Raw genomic sequence first — 16,643 nt, forward strand, 5'->3', positions numbered from 1 at the left:
CACCCGCCCTCAGCGGTATCCCCCGCGGCTGTGCCGCTGCCCCCGGTCGGGGGCCGGTACCATGGGCGGCGTGCTCTGAAAAAGGGGATGCGGAGGTACCGCATGGTTTAGAGGAGTCCCCCCTCTGTCGCCTGCGGCGACAGCTCCCCCGCTGGGGGAGCGGACCGTGCACAAAGCCCCTGCCTGTGTTTGCCCCGTGGGTCCATAAACATTGAATGTATGTCCGCTGCAACAGCTGAGAACCATACGATTGCGGTATGATTTTGAGAAAGGATGAATCTTGCTATGGCTGACAACAACTCTCTGAACTTTGACTTCGACATGCCCGCCGCCCCCAGCTTGACCCTGGACCCCACCGGGGACCTGAGCGCCCCCGCGCCGGAGGAAGAAAAAAAGCCGGAACCGGAACAGAAGGAAGTCCGCCTGTCCCCCGAGGAACAGAAGATGGTGGATGACTTCGCGGCGAAAATCGACATCACCAACAGCCAGCAGGTCCTCCAGTACGGCGCCGCCAGCCAGAAAAAGATCGGCGACTTCTCCGAGGCAGCCCTGGCCAAGGTTTCCACCAAGGACCTGGGCGAAGTGGGCGGCATGATCACCGACCTCATCAGCGAGCTCAAGAGCTTTGACGCCGCCGAGGAGGAAAAGGGGATTTTCGGCTTCTTCAAGAAAAAGCAGAACCAGCTGGAACAGATGAAAACCAAGTACAACAAGGTGGAGACCAACGTGGAGAGCATCCAGTCCATGCTGGAAAACCATCAGGTCCAGCTGCTCAAGGACATCGCCATGCTGGATAAGATGTATGAGCTGAACATGGCCTACTTCAAGGAACTGTCCATGTATATCCTGGCCGGCAAAAAGAAGCTGGCGGATGTACGGACCGGTGAACTGCAGGCCGCCATGGACAAGGCCAAGCGCAACGGTCTGCCCGAGGATGCCCAGTCTGCCCGGGACCTGGCCGACCAGTGCGAGCGGTTTGAGAAAAAGCTCTATGACCTGGAGCTGACCCGGAACATCAGCCTGCAGATGGGCCCTCAGATTCGCCTGCTGCAGAACAATAACACCATGATGGCCGAGAAGATTCAGTCCACCATCGTGAACACCATTCCCCTGTGGAAAAACCAGATGGTGCTGGCCCTGGGCCTGGCCCACAGCCAGCAGGCCATGGAGGCCGAGCGGGCTGTCACCAATATGACCAATGACCTGCTCAAGAAGAATGCCGAGGCCCTCAAGCTGGGCACCATCGAGACGGCCAAAGAGAGCCAGCGGGGCGTGGTGGATATCGAGACCCTGCAGCAGACCAACAAGAGCCTGATCGAGACCCTGGACGAACTGAACAAGATCCAGACCGAGGGCCGCAGCAAGCGCCAGGCCGCCGAGCAGGAGCTGACCCGCATCGAGGACGAGCTGAAACAGAAGATGATGGAGATCCGCAGCTGATATGGCAAACGCAGATTTTGAACCGAAAAAGGCGGCGTCCGGAGGCTTTGACGCGTCCAGCTACCGCACAGTGGAACAGGACGCGCCGTCCCGCAGTTTGACGCCCTTTCAGAAAAAGCTGGCCGGCCTGGAAAAGGCCCTGCCGGGTGCTCTGCGCACCCGGGCGGCGGCTCTGCTGCTGGCGTTGGTGATTGTGGCGGGGTCTGCCGTCGGTGTGGGCGGCTTCAAGCTGCGCAGCCGCTACAACGAGGCCAAGAGCTGGTATACCGTCGGCGTGGCCGCCGACAACGGCTACACCCTCAGCGATGAGCTGAACGAGCGGGCCTATACCGCGGCCAATGTCATCACCACCGCCCTCAACACCCCGGGCCTGGGAGCCGACAGCGCCGCTGTGACGGCGGCCCAGCAGGCTCTGGATGCCTTTGAGGACTGTCAGGAACGGGTGGCCCAGGGAACCGCAGGGATGGGGGAGATGTACGACGCCGACGAGGCGCTGGACTCGGCCATCAACCTGCTGTATGGTGAAATGCAGGCCCTGGCGGATGATCCCCTGAACATGGGCGCCGTCCAGACCCAATACGGCCGCTTCAACAGCGCCGGCACTGTCCTGGGCAGCCTGCACTACAACGAAGCAATCACCGCGTACCAAAACGACACCGACGGTTTCCCGGCAAGCCTGCTCAAGGGTCTGTTCGGTGTGAAAGAACTGGAGGTGTTTGGATGATCCATCTTTGGAAAAAGATTGCCGCCGGCACAGCCGCCCTTGCGGTGGCCGTGGCGGTGGTGGCGGTTCCGGCTTCGGCCGCCGTCACCCTGCCCAGCTTGCCGGCCGACCAGTGCGTGGTGGATGACGCCGGCGTCCTGTCAGAGTCCACCACCGCCTATATGAACGAGCTGAACGGCAAGCTGGAGGCCAACTGCGAGGGCGCACAGATCGGCGTCCTGACCGTCCAGTACACCGGCAGCGCTTCCACCGAGGAATATGCGCTGGAGGCCTTCAATACCTGGGGTATCGGCGACAAGAACGAAAACAACGGCGTTTTGATCCTGCTGGTGATGGAGTCGCCCCTCTATGCCGACGGCGACTACTATGTGACCTACGGCGATGGGTTCCGCAACAGCACCCTGGACCGTCAGGCCAGCACCCTGGCCCAGACCATGGAAGATGACTTCGTGGCCAAAGACTACGATGCGGCCATCGAGACCTGTGCTTCTGCCGTCGCCAACACCATCGCCGATATCTACGGCGTGGACCTGAACAGCGGGGAAGCCGTGCCCCAGTCGGGCGGCTTTGTCAACGTGGGCGCCATCGTCATCGCCCTGGCCCTGCTGGTGGTCATGGTGATTCTGGTCTTTGGACCCCTGCTGAACAGCATGTTCCCCTTCTGCTTTGGTTTTGGTCTGGGCAGCGCGTTCCGCGGGCCCCGCTATTACCACCACTACCATCATCACATGCCCCCGCCCCCTCCGCCCCGTGGTCCTCGCGGACCCCGCGGGCCCCGTCCGCCCTATGGCGGCGGATTCGGGGGAGGATTCGGCGGCGGTGGTTTTGGAGGCGGCGGCTTCGGCGGCATGGGCGGCGGTTCCAGCCATGGCGGCGGCGGTGGCCGCGGCCGGTAATCCGGTTCCGACCGCTTTACGAGTTTCCCGGCCTGCGGCCCGCTTCAACGAGAAGTCTGGCTGCTGGCGGAGAAAAGGGCGCCTGGATCGGCACAAAAGCAAAAAGAAAAACCCCGTTCTGCAGCTGTGCAGAGCGGGGTTTTGTGGTCTTTGGGGGAAGGGTTTTACTTGGTGCCGTAGATACGGTCGCCGGCGTCGCCCAGGCCGGGGACGATATAGCCCTTCTGATCCAGGTACTCATCCAGGGCGCCCAGGTAGATCTGGACGTCGGGGTGAGCGGTGCGCAGAGCCTCCACGCCTTCGGGAGCGCCGATCAGGCCGATGAACTTGATGTGCTTGGCGCCGCGCTTCTTAATCATGGTGATGGCGTCCACAGCGCTGCCGCCGGTGGCCAGCATGGGGTCCAGAACCAGGACGTCGCGCTCGCTGATATCGGCGGGCAGCTTGCAGAAGTATTCCACAGGCTGGAGGGTCTCCTCATTGCGGTACAGGCCGATGAAGCCCACCTTGGCGGCGGGGATCAGGGTCAGCATGCCGTCCAGCATGCCCATGCCGGCCCGCAGGATGGGCACCAGAGCCAGCTTGCGGCCTGCCAGGACCTTGGTCTTGGCCATGGTGATGGGGGTCTCGATCTGGACTTCTTCCAGCGGCAGGTCGCGGGTGGCCTCATAGCACAGCAGGGTGGCGATTTCGCCCACCAGGTCGCGGAATTCCTTGGTGCCGGTCTGCTTGTTGCGCAGCAGGCTGATCTTGTGCTGCAGCAGGGGATGCTCAACGATCATCGGGTTCATAGATACACTCTCCTTTAAAAGGTTTGGTACAGAGGATGTTGGGTCCGCTCAGCGCTGCTCCAGCGCCATCAGCTTTTCGATGCGGCGGTTGTGCCGGCCGCCCTCAAAGGGGGTGGACAGGAACAGATCCACCAGCTGGCAGGCCAGGCCGGGGCCCACCACACGGCCGCCCATGCACAGGGCGTTGGCGTCGTTGTGGCGGCGGGTATACTCGCAGCTGAAGCTGTCCGAGCAGCAGCAGGCACGGATGCCCTTGACCTTGTTGGCGGCCATGCTGATGCCCACGCCGGTGCCGCAGAACAGCAGCGCCTTGTCGCACTGGCCCGAGACCACGGCGTCGCAGGCGGGGACGGCCATATCGGGATAGTCCACGCTGTCGGTGCTGTGGGTGCCGAAATCAATGTAGGGGATGCCGGCCTCGTCCAGATGGGCGCGGACCGCTTCTTTCAGCTCAAAGCCGCCGTGATCGGCAGCGAGCGCGATGGGGTTTGCCATGAAAAATACCTCACTCACTCTTGTTCAGTTTGGGCAGCGGCCAGGCGTTCGGCGCGTTCCCGCTCGGCCTGGCTGAGCCGATGATAGTCGGGCAGCAGGGCCGCCGGCGGGACGGTAAGGCCGGCCTCGGCCATCCGCTGGGCGGTCAGGGCCACCCCTGCCCCGTGCCCGCCCCGCAGGGCAGGGGGAACAGGCAGGACGCCTTCCGCCTCACTGTAGATATTATAACACAGATGGGCCCCGTCACCAACAAAAAATAGGGGCTTTTTGCAGCTTTTTACAAAATCCTCAAGGCTGGCGGCGGCCCGGGCGTCGTCCTCCATCAGGCGGGCGTGGGTTTCCAGGTCAAAGGCGGCGCAATAGACCTGCCCGCGCCGGGCGTCCAGGGCACAGAGAACCGTTCCCACGCCGGCATGGCAGGCGGCCAGGGCCTCCAGGGTGGAGACCGGGGCGCAGGGGGTCTGGCGGGGCAGGGCCAGGCCCTTGACGGCGGCCAGGCCGATCCGCAGGCCGGTAAAGCTGCCCGGTCCGGCGTTGACGCCGTACAGGTCAATGTCGGCGCAGCTCATCCCGCAGGTTTTCAGACAGGTGTCGATCATGGGCAGCAGGGTCTCGCTGTGGGTCAGTCCGCCGTCCAGAAAGGCTTCGTACAGCAGGCGGCCGTCCTTCATCAGGGCGACGCTGGCGGTCTTGCCCGCGGTGTCTACGGCAAGGATATTCATAGCTGCACCCCCTCAATGGTGATCCGGCGGGTGGTGGGGTCCAGCGGCTGGATGTCCACCCGGACGGGATTTTCCTGGTCCAGCAGAGGGGCCAGGTTTTCGCTCCACTCCGCCGCCACAATGGCGCCCTGGTCCAGATAATCGTAGAAGCCGGCGGCGGCCAGGTCGTTTTCGGTGTGGATGCGGTAGAGGTCGAAATGGGCCATGGGGCGGGGGCCCCGGTAATAGTTGACAATCGCAAAGGTGGGGCTGCTGACCGGGTCGGTGCAGCCCAGGCCTTCGGCCAGGCCGCGGCAGAAGGCGGTTTTGCCTGCGCCCAGCCCGCCGGTAAAGGCGATGATCGCCCCATCGGGGAGAACACCGGCCAGGCGGCGGCCCAGCGCGGCGGTCTCCTCGGGGGAGCGGGTGATGAATTCAGCCATGTTGTCACCTCAAAAACAAAGATGCAGCGGCCAGGCACAGCCGCTGCATCCAGTATAGTATAAATCGGCAAAAAGTGCAATCCGATGCTGGGCGGCGGAAGGGCCGTCCCGCCCGGATGGCGGGGGATTAGGCGGCTGCGCTGCCCTCATCCAGCGTGTAGAGGGTGGCCTGGTCGTTGCCGTGAACCAGGACAAAGGCCGCATAGCGGTGGGGCGAGGTGCCGCCCTGGGACAGGTACCAATAGACGTCGTCGGAGCCGTAGGTGGCAGCGGCGGAGTCCACAGCCTGCAGAATGTTCTTGCCCATAATCAGCTGGTTGACGGTGCCCCAGAGGATGTTGCGGGAATAGATGGTGTAGACGTTGTTCACAAAGCCCACCACCGCGCTGGCGCCGCCCTCCAGCAGCGCCTTGGACATGGCCAGATCCACCTGGTTGCTGCCGCCGAAGAACTCACAGGCCTCCGAGAACACCATGGTGCCGTTCAGCTGGCCGCCCCGGTAGGTGGAGGAGAAGAAGGAGGGGGTGATGCAGTAGACGCCGTTCACCTTGATGACCCGATGGGTCAGCAGGTCAAAGCCATACCGCAGGTCGTTCCAGAAAGAGGACTCCTCCCGCAGGATCAGGACGGGGGCAGTGGACAGACGCGGGAACAGCCAGCCGGAATTGTAGGTGTAGTAGGCGCCGTGGGTGCTGAGGATGCACAGGTCGTAGTCGTCCATGTGCTTGAGGTCATTGACGGTGACCTCGGTGTCCAGGGTGGTGTTCAGGCCCCACTTGGTCCAGTTTTCCTGCATCACGGTGTAGTTGGGGTAGCGGCTGGAATTGACGGTGTTGTCAAACGCATAGTAAATGATGGCGTTGCCCAGAGGAAGGGTGTCGTTCTGCTCGTCCAGAGGGCTGACGGCCAGCTCCTCGGGCATATCCAGCGGCAGCTGGACCAGAGTTTCGTCCTCTTCCTCCCAGTCGGTCAGCAGGATGCCGCCCAGAACACCGCAGTCGTAGGTGAAGGAGTACATCCCGTTTTCTTCATCGTAATAGATGGAGTCGGCCCGGATCAGGCCTTCCTCCGCCAGAGCGTCCAGCTGGGCCTGGGCGGCCTCCTGGCGCTGGTCCAGCTCCATTTCGGCGTAGGCATCGCTTTGGACCAGGGCTTCCACGGCGGCATCCGCCTCCGCCATCTGGGCGGCGTCGGCCTGGGTCAGGGTTTCAGCGGTGCCGGAAGCAGCCGCTTCATCGGCCGCAAAGGCGACCGGGCTGGCCACGGTGACCAGCAAGGTAAGAGCACACACGGCGCACAAAACGCGCCGTCCGAGGTGCGAACGATTCAAATTCATGTTCTGTCCTCCCAAATCAAGCGGGCCGGTCAATCCGGCCCTTCGGGATATTCAGGAATCATTTCCAAATATCTTGGTTCCATTGTAGATTCATCCAGAGTCTTTGTCAAGAATCGAACTTTGCTTTTGGGTTGTTTTTGCAAAGCTGTCACAGTTTGGCTGGGGGCCCGGCTTGAATGGGAGCGAAAAATGCGGTATACTGATGGAGAATCAACTTTTTTCGCCCTGTGCCGCTGCGCAGGGCCGCGCGGCGCAGTGCGCCCTGGCGGGCAGGAACGCCGCAGGACCGGGGGAGCGCCGCCTGAAATCGTTGGATTTGCTGTGAGAGGTGGTGCTTTTTTGCTGGAAAGCGTTCGACTTTATGCCAAGCGGACCGACAAGGTCTTTTGGTTTTTCTGCCTGTTCAGCAGCGCCATGGCGGTGCTGATGCTGGCCTCCTGGGCGGCGGAACAGGGCGGCGGATTTGCGGTGGATGAGATCACAGGTCAGATCACCGGCATCGGCGATTTTCGCCGGGCCATGGTTCAGGCCGCGTCGGCCGGGCTGGGCATTGTCATTGCCCTGATTTTGTCTACGGTGGATTACCGGAGCCTGGTGAAGGTGTGGCCCTTTCATGTGGTGCTCACCTGGGGCCTGGTGCTGCCCACCCTGTTCATCCACAATCTGAGTCTGGGTCCTCTGACCATTGGATACAATGCAGGCGACACCGACAACTATTCCTGGTATAAGCTGGCGGGTTTTACCTTCCAGCCCACCGAGCTGGCCAAGATCAGCTTTATCCTGACCTTTGCCATGCACCTGAACAACGTCCGCAGCCGGATCAATGAGCCCAAGGAGCTGGCAAAGCTTCTGGTTCATCTGGCGGCGCCGATTCTCCTGATTCACGTTCAGGGCGATGACGGCACCGCCATCATCTACGGCATCATCGGCTGCTGCATGATGTTTTCCGCCGGACTGAGCTGGAAATACATTGTGGCGGCCCTGGCGGGGGCGACGGCGGCCATTTCGGCGGCCTTCATGTTCCTCAGTGACAGCATCGGCAAGAGCTATCAGTGGTACCGGATTCTGGCGGTCATCGACCCCGAAAACGAGACCAACTGGGCCCCCAGCGAGGATGTCTGGAAGAACATTGTCTACCAGCAGGACCGGGGCGAGGTGGCTCTGGGCTCCGGCGGGGTGTTCGGAAACGGATTGTTCAGCGGGGACTATTACAGCGTCCCCAACGCCCACAACGACTTTATTTTCAGCTGGGTGGGCAACGCCCTGGGCTTTGTGGGATGTCTGGTGGTGCTGGGGGTGCTGATCGCCCTGGTGATCCGCACCTTTGCCATCGGGGCCCGCAGCGAGGATATGCTGGGCAGCTTCATCTGTGCCGGCGTGGGCGGGGCCTTCCTGGCCCAGATCGCCGTCAATGTGGGGATGAACCTGCGGGTGCTGCCGGTCATCGGCGTGACCCTGCCCTTCTACTCCGCCGGCGGCAGTTCGGTAACCATGCTGTATATCTGTGTGGGCCTGGTTTTGTCGGTTCACATGCACAACAAGAAAAAACTGTTCGGCTGACGCCGGGCAGAAACGCAAAAGGCGCGCCATTCCGGCGCGCCTTTTCCTTTTGTTTACTTCTGGGCCGAGAAGGCGGCGGCTTCTTTCAGCCAGTCCATCAGCTGGTCGTCGATCTGGTCGGGAGCCGACACCACGATATGATGGGTCCACCGGCCGGGATAGGGCTCTGTGGCCACCGCCACCCGGGGAGATTCCAGCTTTTGGGCCAGGCCGACGGTTACCACAATATAACAGGGCGGCATCTCTTTCTTCTTTTTTACCCGCAGGAAGGAGACGCAGCCGAACAGGTGGCGGTTATAAAAGGAAATCTGGCTTTTCTGCACCTTGATGCGGACGTCGGGGATTTCGTCCAGGATGCGGGCCTCCAGGGCCTCGTAGAGGGGCAGGGCGTCCTTTTGCAGTTCAAAAAAGTGCAGGGTGTCCCAATCCATGGTCTGGCCCTCCTCTCACCCCTGACGGAGAATCTTCTCCATGGGGCGGCCCTTGGCCAGCTCGTCCACCAGCTTGTCCAGACGGCGGATCTCCTGCATGAGAGGGTCTTCGATGGTCTCCACCCGCACCCCGCAGACCACCCCCTGGACCAGTTCCCGGTTGGGGTTGGGGGCGGGGGCCTGGCGGAAGAAGTCCCCATAGGTGACTCCGGTTTCCACCGCCTGGGCGATCTGGGCCGGGGTGTAGCCGGTGAGCCAGCTGGTGACCTGGTCCACCTCGTCGGCGGTGCGGCCTTTTTTGACCGCCTTGTTCACCAGCAGGGGATAGACTTTGGCGAAGGGCATGGCGTAGACTTTTTCGTTTGTCATGGCAGGGGACTCCTTTCCGGTTGGTTCTGTTCCTATCATAGCATGGAAGGAGCCCCGGGGCAAGGCAAAAGGGGCGGGAGAGCACAAAAAAGCCCGGAACCTGTTTTGCACAGGCTCCGGGCGGGATGGTTGAAAATCAGCCGGGGTAGCGGTCCACCATCAGCAGCTCCTCTGCGCGGCGAACTTGTTCGTCGGTGGGGGGCTGGGCGTCGGTGAGGGAATAGGGGATGCCCAGCTTCTGCCACTTGAACAGGCCCAGGGTGTGGTAGGGCAGAACCTCCACCCGCTGGACGGTGGGCAGGCTGGCGATGAAGGCGCCGGTCTGGCGGAGTCCTTCCTCGTCGTCGGTGAGGCCGGGAACCAGCACATGGCGGATCCAGAGGGGAACCCCCAGGCCGGCAATGTGCCGGGCCATGGCCAGAATGTTCTCGTTGGACTTGCCGGTCAGACGGCGGTGCTTTTCGGGGTCGATTTCCTTCAGATCCAGGATCACCAGGCTGGTGACCTCCATCAGGGCGTCAAAGGCCGCCAGATAGGCGGGGTCGTCGGGCCGGAAGGGCTCGCCGGCGGTGTCGATGGCGGTATGTACCTTTTTGGCCCGGGCCAGCCGGAACAGTTCGGTGACAAAATCCATCTGGAGCAGCGGCTCTCCGCCGCTGACGGTGATGCCGCCCTTTTTGCCCCAGTAGTTCCGGTAGCGCCAGACATGTTGGAACAGGTCGCCGGCGGTCCAGGGCTGGCCACAGCCGCAGGCCCAGGTCTCGGGATTGTGGCAGTAGCGGCAGCGGAGATTGCAGCCCTGGAGAAAGACCACAAACCGGACTCCCGGCCCGTCCACCGAGCCGAAGCTCTCCAGGGAGTGGACCAGCCCCTGTGTATTACATCCGGGCATGGCAGGTGCGGCTGATGACATCCAGCTGCTGCTCGCGGGTCAGGTCGATGAACTTGACCGCGTAGCCCGAGACGCGGATGGTGAAGTTGGCGTACTCTTCCTTCTCAGGATGCTCCATGGCGTCCAGCAGCTTCTCCTTGCCGAAGACGTTGACGTTCAGGTGGTGTGCACCCTGGTCGAAGTAGCCGTCCATGACCTGGACCAGGTTCTCCACACGCTCGCCCTCGCTGTGGCCCAGGGCGTCGGGGTTGATGGTCTGGGTGTTGGAAATACCGTCCAGTGCCCAGTGGTAGGGCAGCTTGGCCACCGAGTTCAGAGAGGCCAGCAGGCCGTTCTGCTCTGCGCCATAGCTGGGGTTGGCGCCGGGGGCGAAGGGAGTGTAAGCCTTCCGCCCGTCGGGCAGGGCGCCGGTGTACTTGCCGTAGACCACGTTGGAGGTGATGGTCAGGATGGAGGTGGTAGCCTCGGAATTGCGGTAGGTGTGGCGCTTCTTGATCATCTCCAGGAAGGTGCGCAGCAGCCAGACGCCGATCTCGTCGGCGCGGTCGTCGTCGTTGCCGTACTTGGGGAAGTCACCCTCGGTGACAAAGTCCACCACCAGGCCCTTCTCGTCCCGGACGGTCTTGACCTTGGCGTACTTGATGGCGCTCAGAGAGTCAATGACGTGGGAGAAGCCTGCAATGCCGGTGGCAAAGGTGCGGCGGACGTCGGTGTCGATGAGGGCCATCTCGGCTTCCTCATAGTAGTACTTGTCGTGCATGTACTGGATCAGGTTCAGCACGTTGACGTACAGGCCGGCCAGCCAGTCCAGCATCCGGACAAACTTGGGCAGGACCTCGTCGTAGTTCAGGTACTCGCCGGTGACGGGGGCGTATTCGGGGCCCACCTGCTCGCCGTTCTTCTCGTCCACGCCGCCGTTGATGGCGTACAGCAGGCACTTGGCCAGGTTGGCGCGGGCGCCGAAGAACTGCATTTCCTTGCCGGTCTGGGTGGCCGAGACGCAGCAGCAGATGGAGTAGTCATCGCCCCAGACCGGCTTCATGACGTCGTCGTTCTCGTACTGGACCGAGCTGGTGTCGATGGACACCTTGGCGGCGTACTTCTTGAAGTTCTCGGGCAGGGCCGAGGAGTAGAGAACGGTCAGGTTGGGCTCGGGGGCGGGGCCCATGTTCTCCAGGGTGTGGAGGAAGCGGTAGCAGGTCTTGGTGACCATGCTGCGGCCATCCATGCCGATGCCGCCCACCTCCAGGGTGGCCCAGACGGGGTCGCCCGAGAACAGCTGGTTGTAGCTGGGGATGCGGGCAAACTTGACCATGCGGAACTTCATGACCATGTGGTCAATCAGCTCCTGGGCCTGGGTCTCGGTGAGGATGCCGTTGTCCAGATCCCGCTGGATGTAGATGTCCAGGAAGGTGGAGATGCGGCCCACGCTCATGGCAGCGCCGTTCTGGGTCTTGATGGCGGCCAGGTAGCCGAAGTAGAGCCACTGGCAGGCCTCCTTGGCGTTCTTGGCGGGCTGGGAGATGTCGTAGCCGTAGATCTCGGCCATCTTCTTCATCCCCTTGAGGGCGCTGATCTGGCGGGCCAGCTCCTCGCGCAGGCGGATGACGTCGTCGGTCATGGTGCCGTCGCCGCAGTTGGCCAGGTCGTTCTGCTTGGACTCGATCAGGTAATCAATGCCGTACAGGGCCACACGGCGGTAGTCGCCCACGATGCGGCCGCGGCCGTAGGTGTCGGGCAGGCCAGTGATGATGTGGCTGTGACGGGCCTTCTTCATCTCGGGGGTGTAGGCGTCAAAGACCGCCTGGTTGTGGGTGCGGGCGTACTCGGTGAAGATCTTGTGCAGCTCGGCGCTGGGCTGGTAGCCGTAGGTGGTGCAGGCCTGCTCCGCCATCTTGATGCCGCCGTAGGGCATGAAAGCACGCTTCAGGGGCTTGTCGGTCTGCAGGCCCACGATCTGCTCCAGATCCTTCAGGCTCTCGTCAATGTAGCCGGGGCCGTAAGAGGTCAGGCTGCTGACCACTTCGGTCTCCATGTCCAGAACGCCGCCCTTGGCGCGCTCCTCTTTCTGCAGCTTCTGCAGAGCGCCCCAGAGCTGATTGGTGGCCTCGGTGGGGCCGGCCAGGAAACTCTCATCCCCGTGGTAGGGGGTGTAGTTCTTCTGGATAAAGTCCCGGACGTTGACCTCTTCCTTCCAGATGCGGCCCTCAAAGCCTTCCCACTGCATATAATCCTTCATTGGTTGCCTCCTCTAGGATTTGGGTAGATGAAAGTTAGAATAAACTAACTTATCGGAATAATAGAAAGGGCACTGACCAACGGGCAGCCCCTTCTGACGACATATGCGCCGCCCGGCACGGGTCGACCACACCATCTTGTGGTTGGTGGGTTTGTCCCTGCCTTATTTATCATAGCATGAAACGTCGAAAAATCAAGAGGAAACCACTAGGATTTGTCGCCCGGTCACAAAACTTGGTGCTTTGCACAAAGCCGGGGGAGCGGCGCGGCAAGGATTGTGCGGAACATCCAGACAGAAATTTTGGAAAATTTGTTCTGGGGTATTGACAGATACCCACAGGTATGGTATCCTTTTGGCACAGAGGTTAGAAAACACTAACCGATGAAGCCTCAGCAGGAACAGCGCGAGGATTCCTGCTGATACGAGAACTCCTCCATTCCATTCTCTCTTTATATCTGGGGGCAGCGGACGGTTTTTTGGTTTGCACCGCAGCCGCGCCCCACACGGCAAAACAAAAAAGCGGGTCGTCCGGTCTGACCAGCCGGAGGCCCGCCTTTTTGTTTGGTTCAGCCGGATTTTTTGGGGCGGGCGCGGGTCCAGCGCCGCTGGATGAAGAAAAAGCCCACGCAGCTCACCACAAAGGGGAGATAGTAGGTAGCAGCCCGGTAGACCACCAGGGCGGACATGGCGGCGCTTTCCCCCAGAAAGCCGGTGAAAATCAGATAGAAGGCCGTCTCGATGGAGCCCATGCCGCCCAGGTTGGGCAGGGCGTTGGACAGCAGCATCATCAGGGCTGCCAGGGTCTGGACCTGTCCGAAGGTGAGGGGAGCCAGACCCATGAACCGGATGCTGAACCAGGGGATGGTGTACATCAGGGCCAGCTTGCACACCTGCAGAGCAAAGACCTGCAGGCAGAGGAACCGGTTCTGGAGCAGACGGCGGCTCTCGGTGCACAGGCCGTCCAGCTGGGCGGTCCAGCTCTGACGCCGGGCCTGCCACTTGTCGGTCCGGGGCAGCAGACCCAGCAGGCGGTAGGCCAGCTTCTGGATGGTGCGGCTGGTGCAGACCAGCACCAGCGCCAGAATGATGACGGCCACCACCAGACAGGCGGGCAGCAGATAGCGCATCAGCCCGGCCGAATCGGCGTCCAGCAGCCAGCGGCCATAGAACAACAGCAGCACCGCCGCATACAGCAGGACGGCTCCCTTGTGAAAGACATATTCCAACGTCATCAGGCCGATGCCGGGGCCCACGTCCAGGCCGTTCAAGCTGATGTCATAGCCCTGCATGGGCATGGTGCCTGCGCCGAAGGTCACCACATTGCCGAAAGCCCCCAGAAAGGACAAATCCAGACCCCGGAGGAAAGGATAGTTGGGCACCCGGCTGGAAAGAACCCGCTGGTTGATGATTCCCTCCATGAGGGGATAGGTGAGGCCCAGCAGAAGCAAAAGGGCAGTCTGGCCGATGGTCAGACTGTGGAGGGCGGCAGAGATCTCGGACAGATGGTCCTTGAAGATGTAAAACATCAGGCCGGTCAGGGCCACAAGGGTCAAAACCGAGAGCAGGCCCCGCCGAAGAGAGAGTTTGCTGTCGGGCTGGGCGGGATGAGGGGATGACATAGAGGACAGACTCCTTTCCAAAATGGGACATCCGGACGGGATGAATACAGGATAAGTATACCACGCATCGGCGGGAAAGTTTATAAACAGAATGGAATTTTTGTGGAAAAAGACCGCTCCGGCGCGAAGAAAGAAAAAATACAGCCCGGAGAGAAGCACGAACTTCTTCCGGGCTGTAAAAGTATGTGTGGACGATTTTTGTAATATTCGGACGAGATATTACAGCTCGGCGGGATGGCTCTGGGCCAAAAGGGTCTCCACCTGCTGCCGCAGGGTGTTGGCAAAGGCCTCCTTGGAATAATACCGCTGGTAGAGGGCGCGGCAGGCGGGAGCCATCCGGGCCGGGAGACCGGGGTTCTCGATCATCTTGGTCATGGCCTCGGCCAGCTCGGCGGGGCTGTCGTTGTGGTAGACGAAGCCGTCCACCCCCTCGGTGATGAGGCCGGCGGTACCGGTATGTTCGGAGACAATGCCCGGCTTGCCGAAGATCAAACCCTCGGTCACAAAGGTGGGCATGGGGTCATCCCGGGAGCTGCACACGGTGCAGGCGCACTGATCCATCAGGGACTTGATCTCCCCGCGGGTGAGGCGGTTGACATAAAAGACGTTGGAAGGGTAGTCGGCCGCCAGCTGTTTGACGTCGGCCAGCAGCCGCTTGTCGGCTCCCTTGCCCACAAAGAGGAACGCCGCTTTGGCCCGGGTTTCGTCGGGCAGCATCCGGATGGCCTGGACCAGCAGGTCCTGGCCTTTCCGGATCTCAAAGGCACCCACGCTGACCAGCAGGGGCAGACCGCCCGCAAAGCTGATGTCGTAGTGCTCGAAGTCGTCCTGTGCATAGTCGGGCAGGCCGTAGATCAGCTGGCCGATTTCAAAGTCGGGGCGATGCTCATGCATGGCAGCGGTGGCATGGCTGCCCACCGCGCAGACCCGAATGTTGGAGGACAGGGTCCGGGGAATCAGGTGGGACAGGTACCCGTACCCCACAAAGGCGTCGTGCAGCCACCAGAGGATGGGCACCGGCGCGCCGTTCAGGGCGCGGATGGCCTTGACTTCCACAATGGTGTTGGCCACCACCAGGTCGGCGGAGGTGGCCAGCCCCCACAGCATGGGGGAGCTGACGCAGTCGGGGTGGGTGATGACGGTGGCGCCCGCCTCCACAAACAGGGGCAGGGAACCGCCGTCTCCGGGGCCCAGCACCACCACTTCATAGCCCATCTGGCGGAGGACCGGCACCGCGCTCACCAGAACGATGGGGGCGCCGGTCATGTCCAGCACATGGCTCAGCAGCAGGGCCCGCTTGCCCTCGGCAGAAAAGAGGTCGGAGGCGTCGGGCTCCCGGCGGTAGCGCAGCAGGGCCTGGGGAATGTGGGCCGGCTTGTCCGCCAGGCGGAAGGCCAGCCGCAGCAAAGCGGCGGGATCGTCGGGGTCCCGGGCCTGGGCCCGGCAGCGCAGCAGCAGATCCCGGGAGACCACGGCGCACTTGGCGCCGGAGGGCTGATGGGCGGCGCGGTAGACCAGGGTGTCCCCTTCAAAGCCGAACACCGCATCGCAGAAGGCCAGGTCAGCGCCGTCCTGCAGGGCGGCTGCAAAATAGGTCAGGGTGGTGCTCAGGCATTCCACATCTTCGGCCGCCAGCACCACGCCGTCCAGACCCTGGGGCAGGGCGTCCAGGCTCTGGATCAGCCGGAATTTCCGGTGGAGCTGCAGCTCCATGCTGCAGGTCAGCGCCGCACAGCGCCCCGGCGCATAGACCGCCAACCAGGTGCGCTGGGTGTCCTGGTAGGGCTGGTTTGCCAGCTGGAACTGCTGGAATTGACTGTAACTGGAAAACATAAGGTACCTCGTTGGACGTCCCTTTATTTTTTGCGGCCCAGAAAGGCACGGAGCGGGGCGGTCAGTTTCCAGCAGGCGCTGGACAGCACCGCTTCATAGCTGACCCGGAAGTGTTCTTTTTCCGCGATGGCAGCCGCCAGCTGTTCTTCCAGATGGGCGGCCCGGCGCTCCTGGCCGGCCAGCTGTTCGCCGAAATTCTCAGCCAGGGCCCGCTGCTCGTCGGCAGCGGCTGCGGCCGCGGCTGCCCGGTCCTGGACCTGCTCAATGCCCCGGCGCATGGCAAAAAAGACGGTGTCGTCGGCCCCCAGCTGAAGGGGGTAATAGGTGTAGGACACCGAGAATTTGGTTCCGGCAGGCAGACGCTCCGGGCATTCCGCGTAAAACTGGGGGTCCACATTCAAAAACAGGGTTTTCTCCTCGTCGAGGGAGAGGGCGGTGACGGGGGCGGCATGAATCCGCTCGTCCGAAATCGTCATTCCGACCACATAGCAGGGCAGCTCGCCGGGGTCCAGACGGATGGCCTTGGCCTCCCGCGGCAGCTCAAAGACCGCCGATACCGTGTGGTTGGCGGCGGAGTAGGCCGACACCGGCGCGGGAATGGTGTCTTGCTCCGAAAAGCCCAGGCCACAGTCGTAGTAAAGGGTCAGGCGGAACAGGGACATGTTGTCGTAGGACTCGTGCTTTTCCAGCTGGGCAAGCTGCTGCTCCAGCGCCAGGCACCGCTGTGCCAGCTTGGACACGCCTTGATCCGAGAGGGAGAGCTGTTCTTTCAGTTCAGCGATCTGCTCCTCCGGAGTCTGTTTGGTTGCAGGGGGCATGAATCTTCACCTCATATCCATAGTCTGTCCGGGCCGGCGGCCCGGGAATCACTTTG

Annotated in this window: 16 protein-coding genes; 4 read left to right on the plus strand and 12 right to left on the minus strand. The window is 62.1% G+C overall.

The window, feature by feature from the left end; genetic code table 11:
- Positions 1 to 285 precede the first annotated feature (285 nt).
- From B5F27_RS10145 to B5F27_RS17000, 3 genes are read left to right on the plus strand one after another with little or no spacing between them, the layout of a single operon-like run.
- Positions 286 to 1,440: a toxic anion resistance protein gene (locus tag B5F27_RS10145; protein ID WP_087367219.1), complete on the plus strand. Its 1,155-nt coding sequence runs from the start codon at positions 286 to 288 to the stop codon at positions 1,438 to 1,440.
- A gap of 1 nt (position 1,441) precedes the next feature.
- On the plus strand, positions 1,442 to 2,164 hold the full coding sequence (locus tag B5F27_RS10150) for a hypothetical protein (protein WP_087367222.1): 723 nt from the start codon (positions 1,442 to 1,444) through the stop codon (positions 2,162 to 2,164).
- Positions 2,161 to 3,060 (plus strand): TPM domain-containing protein, encoded by a 900-nt coding sequence (locus B5F27_RS17000; protein WP_087367225.1) that lies wholly within the window; start codon positions 2,161 to 2,163, stop codon positions 3,058 to 3,060. The genes B5F27_RS10150 and B5F27_RS17000 overlap by 4 nt, the downstream gene beginning before the upstream one ends.
- Before the next feature lie 164 nt (positions 3,061 to 3,224).
- Here the strand turns inward: B5F27_RS17000 and upp are convergent, their stop codons facing one another.
- From upp to B5F27_RS10180, 5 genes are all read right to left on the minus strand, one after another.
- Positions 3,225 to 3,851, minus strand: a complete 627-nt coding sequence (gene upp, locus B5F27_RS10160) for a uracil phosphoribosyltransferase (protein ID WP_087367228.1) — start codon at positions 3,849 to 3,851, stop codon at positions 3,225 to 3,227.
- Between the two features lie 48 nt (positions 3,852 to 3,899).
- Entirely contained in the window at positions 3,900 to 4,346 is a 447-nt protein-coding gene (rpiB, locus tag B5F27_RS10165; protein ID WP_087367231.1) for a ribose 5-phosphate isomerase B, read from the minus strand.
- A gap of 14 nt (positions 4,347 to 4,360) precedes the next feature.
- Positions 4,361 to 5,068 (minus strand): tRNA (adenosine(37)-N6)-threonylcarbamoyltransferase complex dimerization subunit type 1 TsaB, encoded by a 708-nt coding sequence (tsaB, locus tag B5F27_RS10170; protein ID WP_087367234.1) that lies wholly within the window; start codon positions 5,066 to 5,068, stop codon positions 4,361 to 4,363.
- Complete coding sequence (gene tsaE / locus B5F27_RS10175; protein ID WP_087246414.1) at positions 5,065 to 5,490, minus strand: tRNA (adenosine(37)-N6)-threonylcarbamoyltransferase complex ATPase subunit type 1 TsaE; 426 nt, start codon at positions 5,488 to 5,490, stop codon at positions 5,065 to 5,067. The genes tsaB and tsaE overlap by 4 nt, the downstream gene beginning before the upstream one ends.
- Before the next feature lie 127 nt (positions 5,491 to 5,617).
- A complete protein-coding gene (locus B5F27_RS10180) occupies positions 5,618 to 6,826 on the minus strand; it encodes a hypothetical protein (protein WP_087367237.1) in 1,209 nt (402 codons plus the stop codon).
- A gap of 339 nt (positions 6,827 to 7,165) precedes the next feature.
- Here B5F27_RS10180 and B5F27_RS10185 point away from each other — a divergent pair, with 339 nt between their 5' ends.
- Positions 7,166 to 8,386, plus strand: coding sequence for an FtsW/RodA/SpoVE family cell cycle protein (locus B5F27_RS10185; RefSeq protein WP_242962157.1), 1,221 nt, complete (start codon positions 7,166 to 7,168; stop codon positions 8,384 to 8,386).
- 53 nt (positions 8,387 to 8,439) lie between these two features.
- On the opposite strand, the gene B5F27_RS10190 is transcribed toward B5F27_RS10185, so the two are convergent.
- The 7 genes from B5F27_RS10190 to B5F27_RS10220 all read right to left on the minus strand — a co-directional run bounded on the left by B5F27_RS10190 (position 8,440) and on the right by B5F27_RS10220 (position 16,587).
- The gene (locus tag B5F27_RS10190) at positions 8,440 to 8,817 is read right to left on the minus strand and encodes a DUF5655 domain-containing protein (RefSeq protein WP_087367239.1); all 378 of its coding nucleotides are present in this window, start codon (positions 8,815 to 8,817) and stop codon (positions 8,440 to 8,442) included.
- 15 nt (positions 8,818 to 8,832) lie between these two features.
- Complete coding sequence (locus tag B5F27_RS10195; RefSeq protein ID WP_087246411.1) at positions 8,833 to 9,186, minus strand: DUF2200 domain-containing protein; 354 nt, start codon at positions 9,184 to 9,186, stop codon at positions 8,833 to 8,835.
- A gap of 136 nt (positions 9,187 to 9,322) precedes the next feature.
- Positions 9,323 to 10,078 (minus strand): pyruvate formate-lyase-activating protein, encoded by a 756-nt coding sequence (gene pflA / locus B5F27_RS10200; RefSeq protein WP_087367242.1) that lies wholly within the window; start codon positions 10,076 to 10,078, stop codon positions 9,323 to 9,325.
- A complete protein-coding gene (gene pflB, locus B5F27_RS10205; RefSeq protein WP_087367246.1) occupies positions 10,065 to 12,317 on the minus strand; it encodes a formate C-acetyltransferase in 2,253 nt (750 codons plus the stop codon). Before pflB ends, pflA begins: the two co-directional genes overlap by 14 nt.
- Positions 12,318 to 12,883: 566 nt before the next feature.
- Positions 12,884 to 13,936, minus strand: coding sequence for a lysylphosphatidylglycerol synthase domain-containing protein (locus B5F27_RS10210; protein WP_087367249.1), 1,053 nt, complete (start codon positions 13,934 to 13,936; stop codon positions 12,884 to 12,886).
- Between the two features lie 219 nt (positions 13,937 to 14,155).
- Positions 14,156 to 15,769, minus strand: a complete 1,614-nt coding sequence (locus B5F27_RS10215) for a glycosyltransferase family 4 protein (RefSeq protein ID WP_087367252.1) — start codon at positions 15,767 to 15,769, stop codon at positions 14,156 to 14,158.
- A 23-nt stretch (positions 15,770 to 15,792) separates the two neighbouring features.
- Positions 15,793 to 16,587, minus strand: a complete 795-nt coding sequence (locus tag B5F27_RS10220) for a hypothetical protein (protein WP_087367255.1) — start codon at positions 16,585 to 16,587, stop codon at positions 15,793 to 15,795.
- Positions 16,588 to 16,643: the final 56 nt, after the last annotated feature.

It is taken from the genome of Faecalibacterium sp. An192 (assembly GCF_002160175.1).
Lineage (GTDB): Bacteria > Bacillota > Clostridia > Oscillospirales > Ruminococcaceae > Faecalibacterium.

Coding starts and splice junctions, on each gene's coding strand:
- tsaB (WP_087367234.1), bottom strand. CDS start 5,068: ATGAATATCCTTGCCGTAGACACCGCGGGCAAGACCGCCAGCGTCGCC.
- B5F27_RS17000 (WP_087367225.1), top strand. CDS start 2,161: ATGATCCATCTTTGGAAAAAGATTGCCGCCGGCACAGCCGCCCTTGCG.
- tsaE (WP_087246414.1), bottom strand. CDS start 5,490: ATGGCTGAATTCATCACCCGCTCCCCCGAGGAGACCGCCGCGCTGGGC.
- pflA (WP_087367242.1), bottom strand. CDS start 10,078: ATGCCCGGATGTAATACACAGGGGCTGGTCCACTCCCTGGAGAGCTTC.
- pflB (WP_087367246.1), bottom strand. CDS start 12,317: ATGAAGGATTATATGCAGTGGGAAGGCTTTGAGGGCCGCATCTGGAAG.
- B5F27_RS10150 (WP_087367222.1), top strand. CDS start 1,442: ATGGCAAACGCAGATTTTGAACCGAAAAAGGCGGCGTCCGGAGGCTTT.
- B5F27_RS10190 (WP_087367239.1), bottom strand. CDS start 8,817: ATGGATTGGGACACCCTGCACTTTTTTGAACTGCAAAAGGACGCCCTG.
- B5F27_RS10215 (WP_087367252.1), bottom strand. CDS start 15,769: ATGTTTTCCAGTTACAGTCAATTCCAGCAGTTCCAGCTGGCAAACCAG.
- B5F27_RS10180 (WP_087367237.1), bottom strand. CDS start 6,826: ATGAATTTGAATCGTTCGCACCTCGGACGGCGCGTTTTGTGCGCCGTG.
- upp (WP_087367228.1), bottom strand. CDS start 3,851: ATGAACCCGATGATCGTTGAGCATCCCCTGCTGCAGCACAAGATCAGC.
- B5F27_RS10145 (WP_087367219.1), top strand. CDS start 286: ATGGCTGACAACAACTCTCTGAACTTTGACTTCGACATGCCCGCCGCC.
- B5F27_RS10210 (WP_087367249.1), bottom strand. CDS start 13,936: ATGTCATCCCCTCATCCCGCCCAGCCCGACAGCAAACTCTCTCTTCGG.
- B5F27_RS10195 (WP_087246411.1), bottom strand. CDS start 9,186: ATGACAAACGAAAAAGTCTACGCCATGCCCTTCGCCAAAGTCTATCCC.
- rpiB (WP_087367231.1), bottom strand. CDS start 4,346: ATGGCAAACCCCATCGCGCTCGCTGCCGATCACGGCGGCTTTGAGCTG.
- B5F27_RS10220 (WP_087367255.1), bottom strand. CDS start 16,587: ATGCCCCCTGCAACCAAACAGACTCCGGAGGAGCAGATCGCTGAACTG.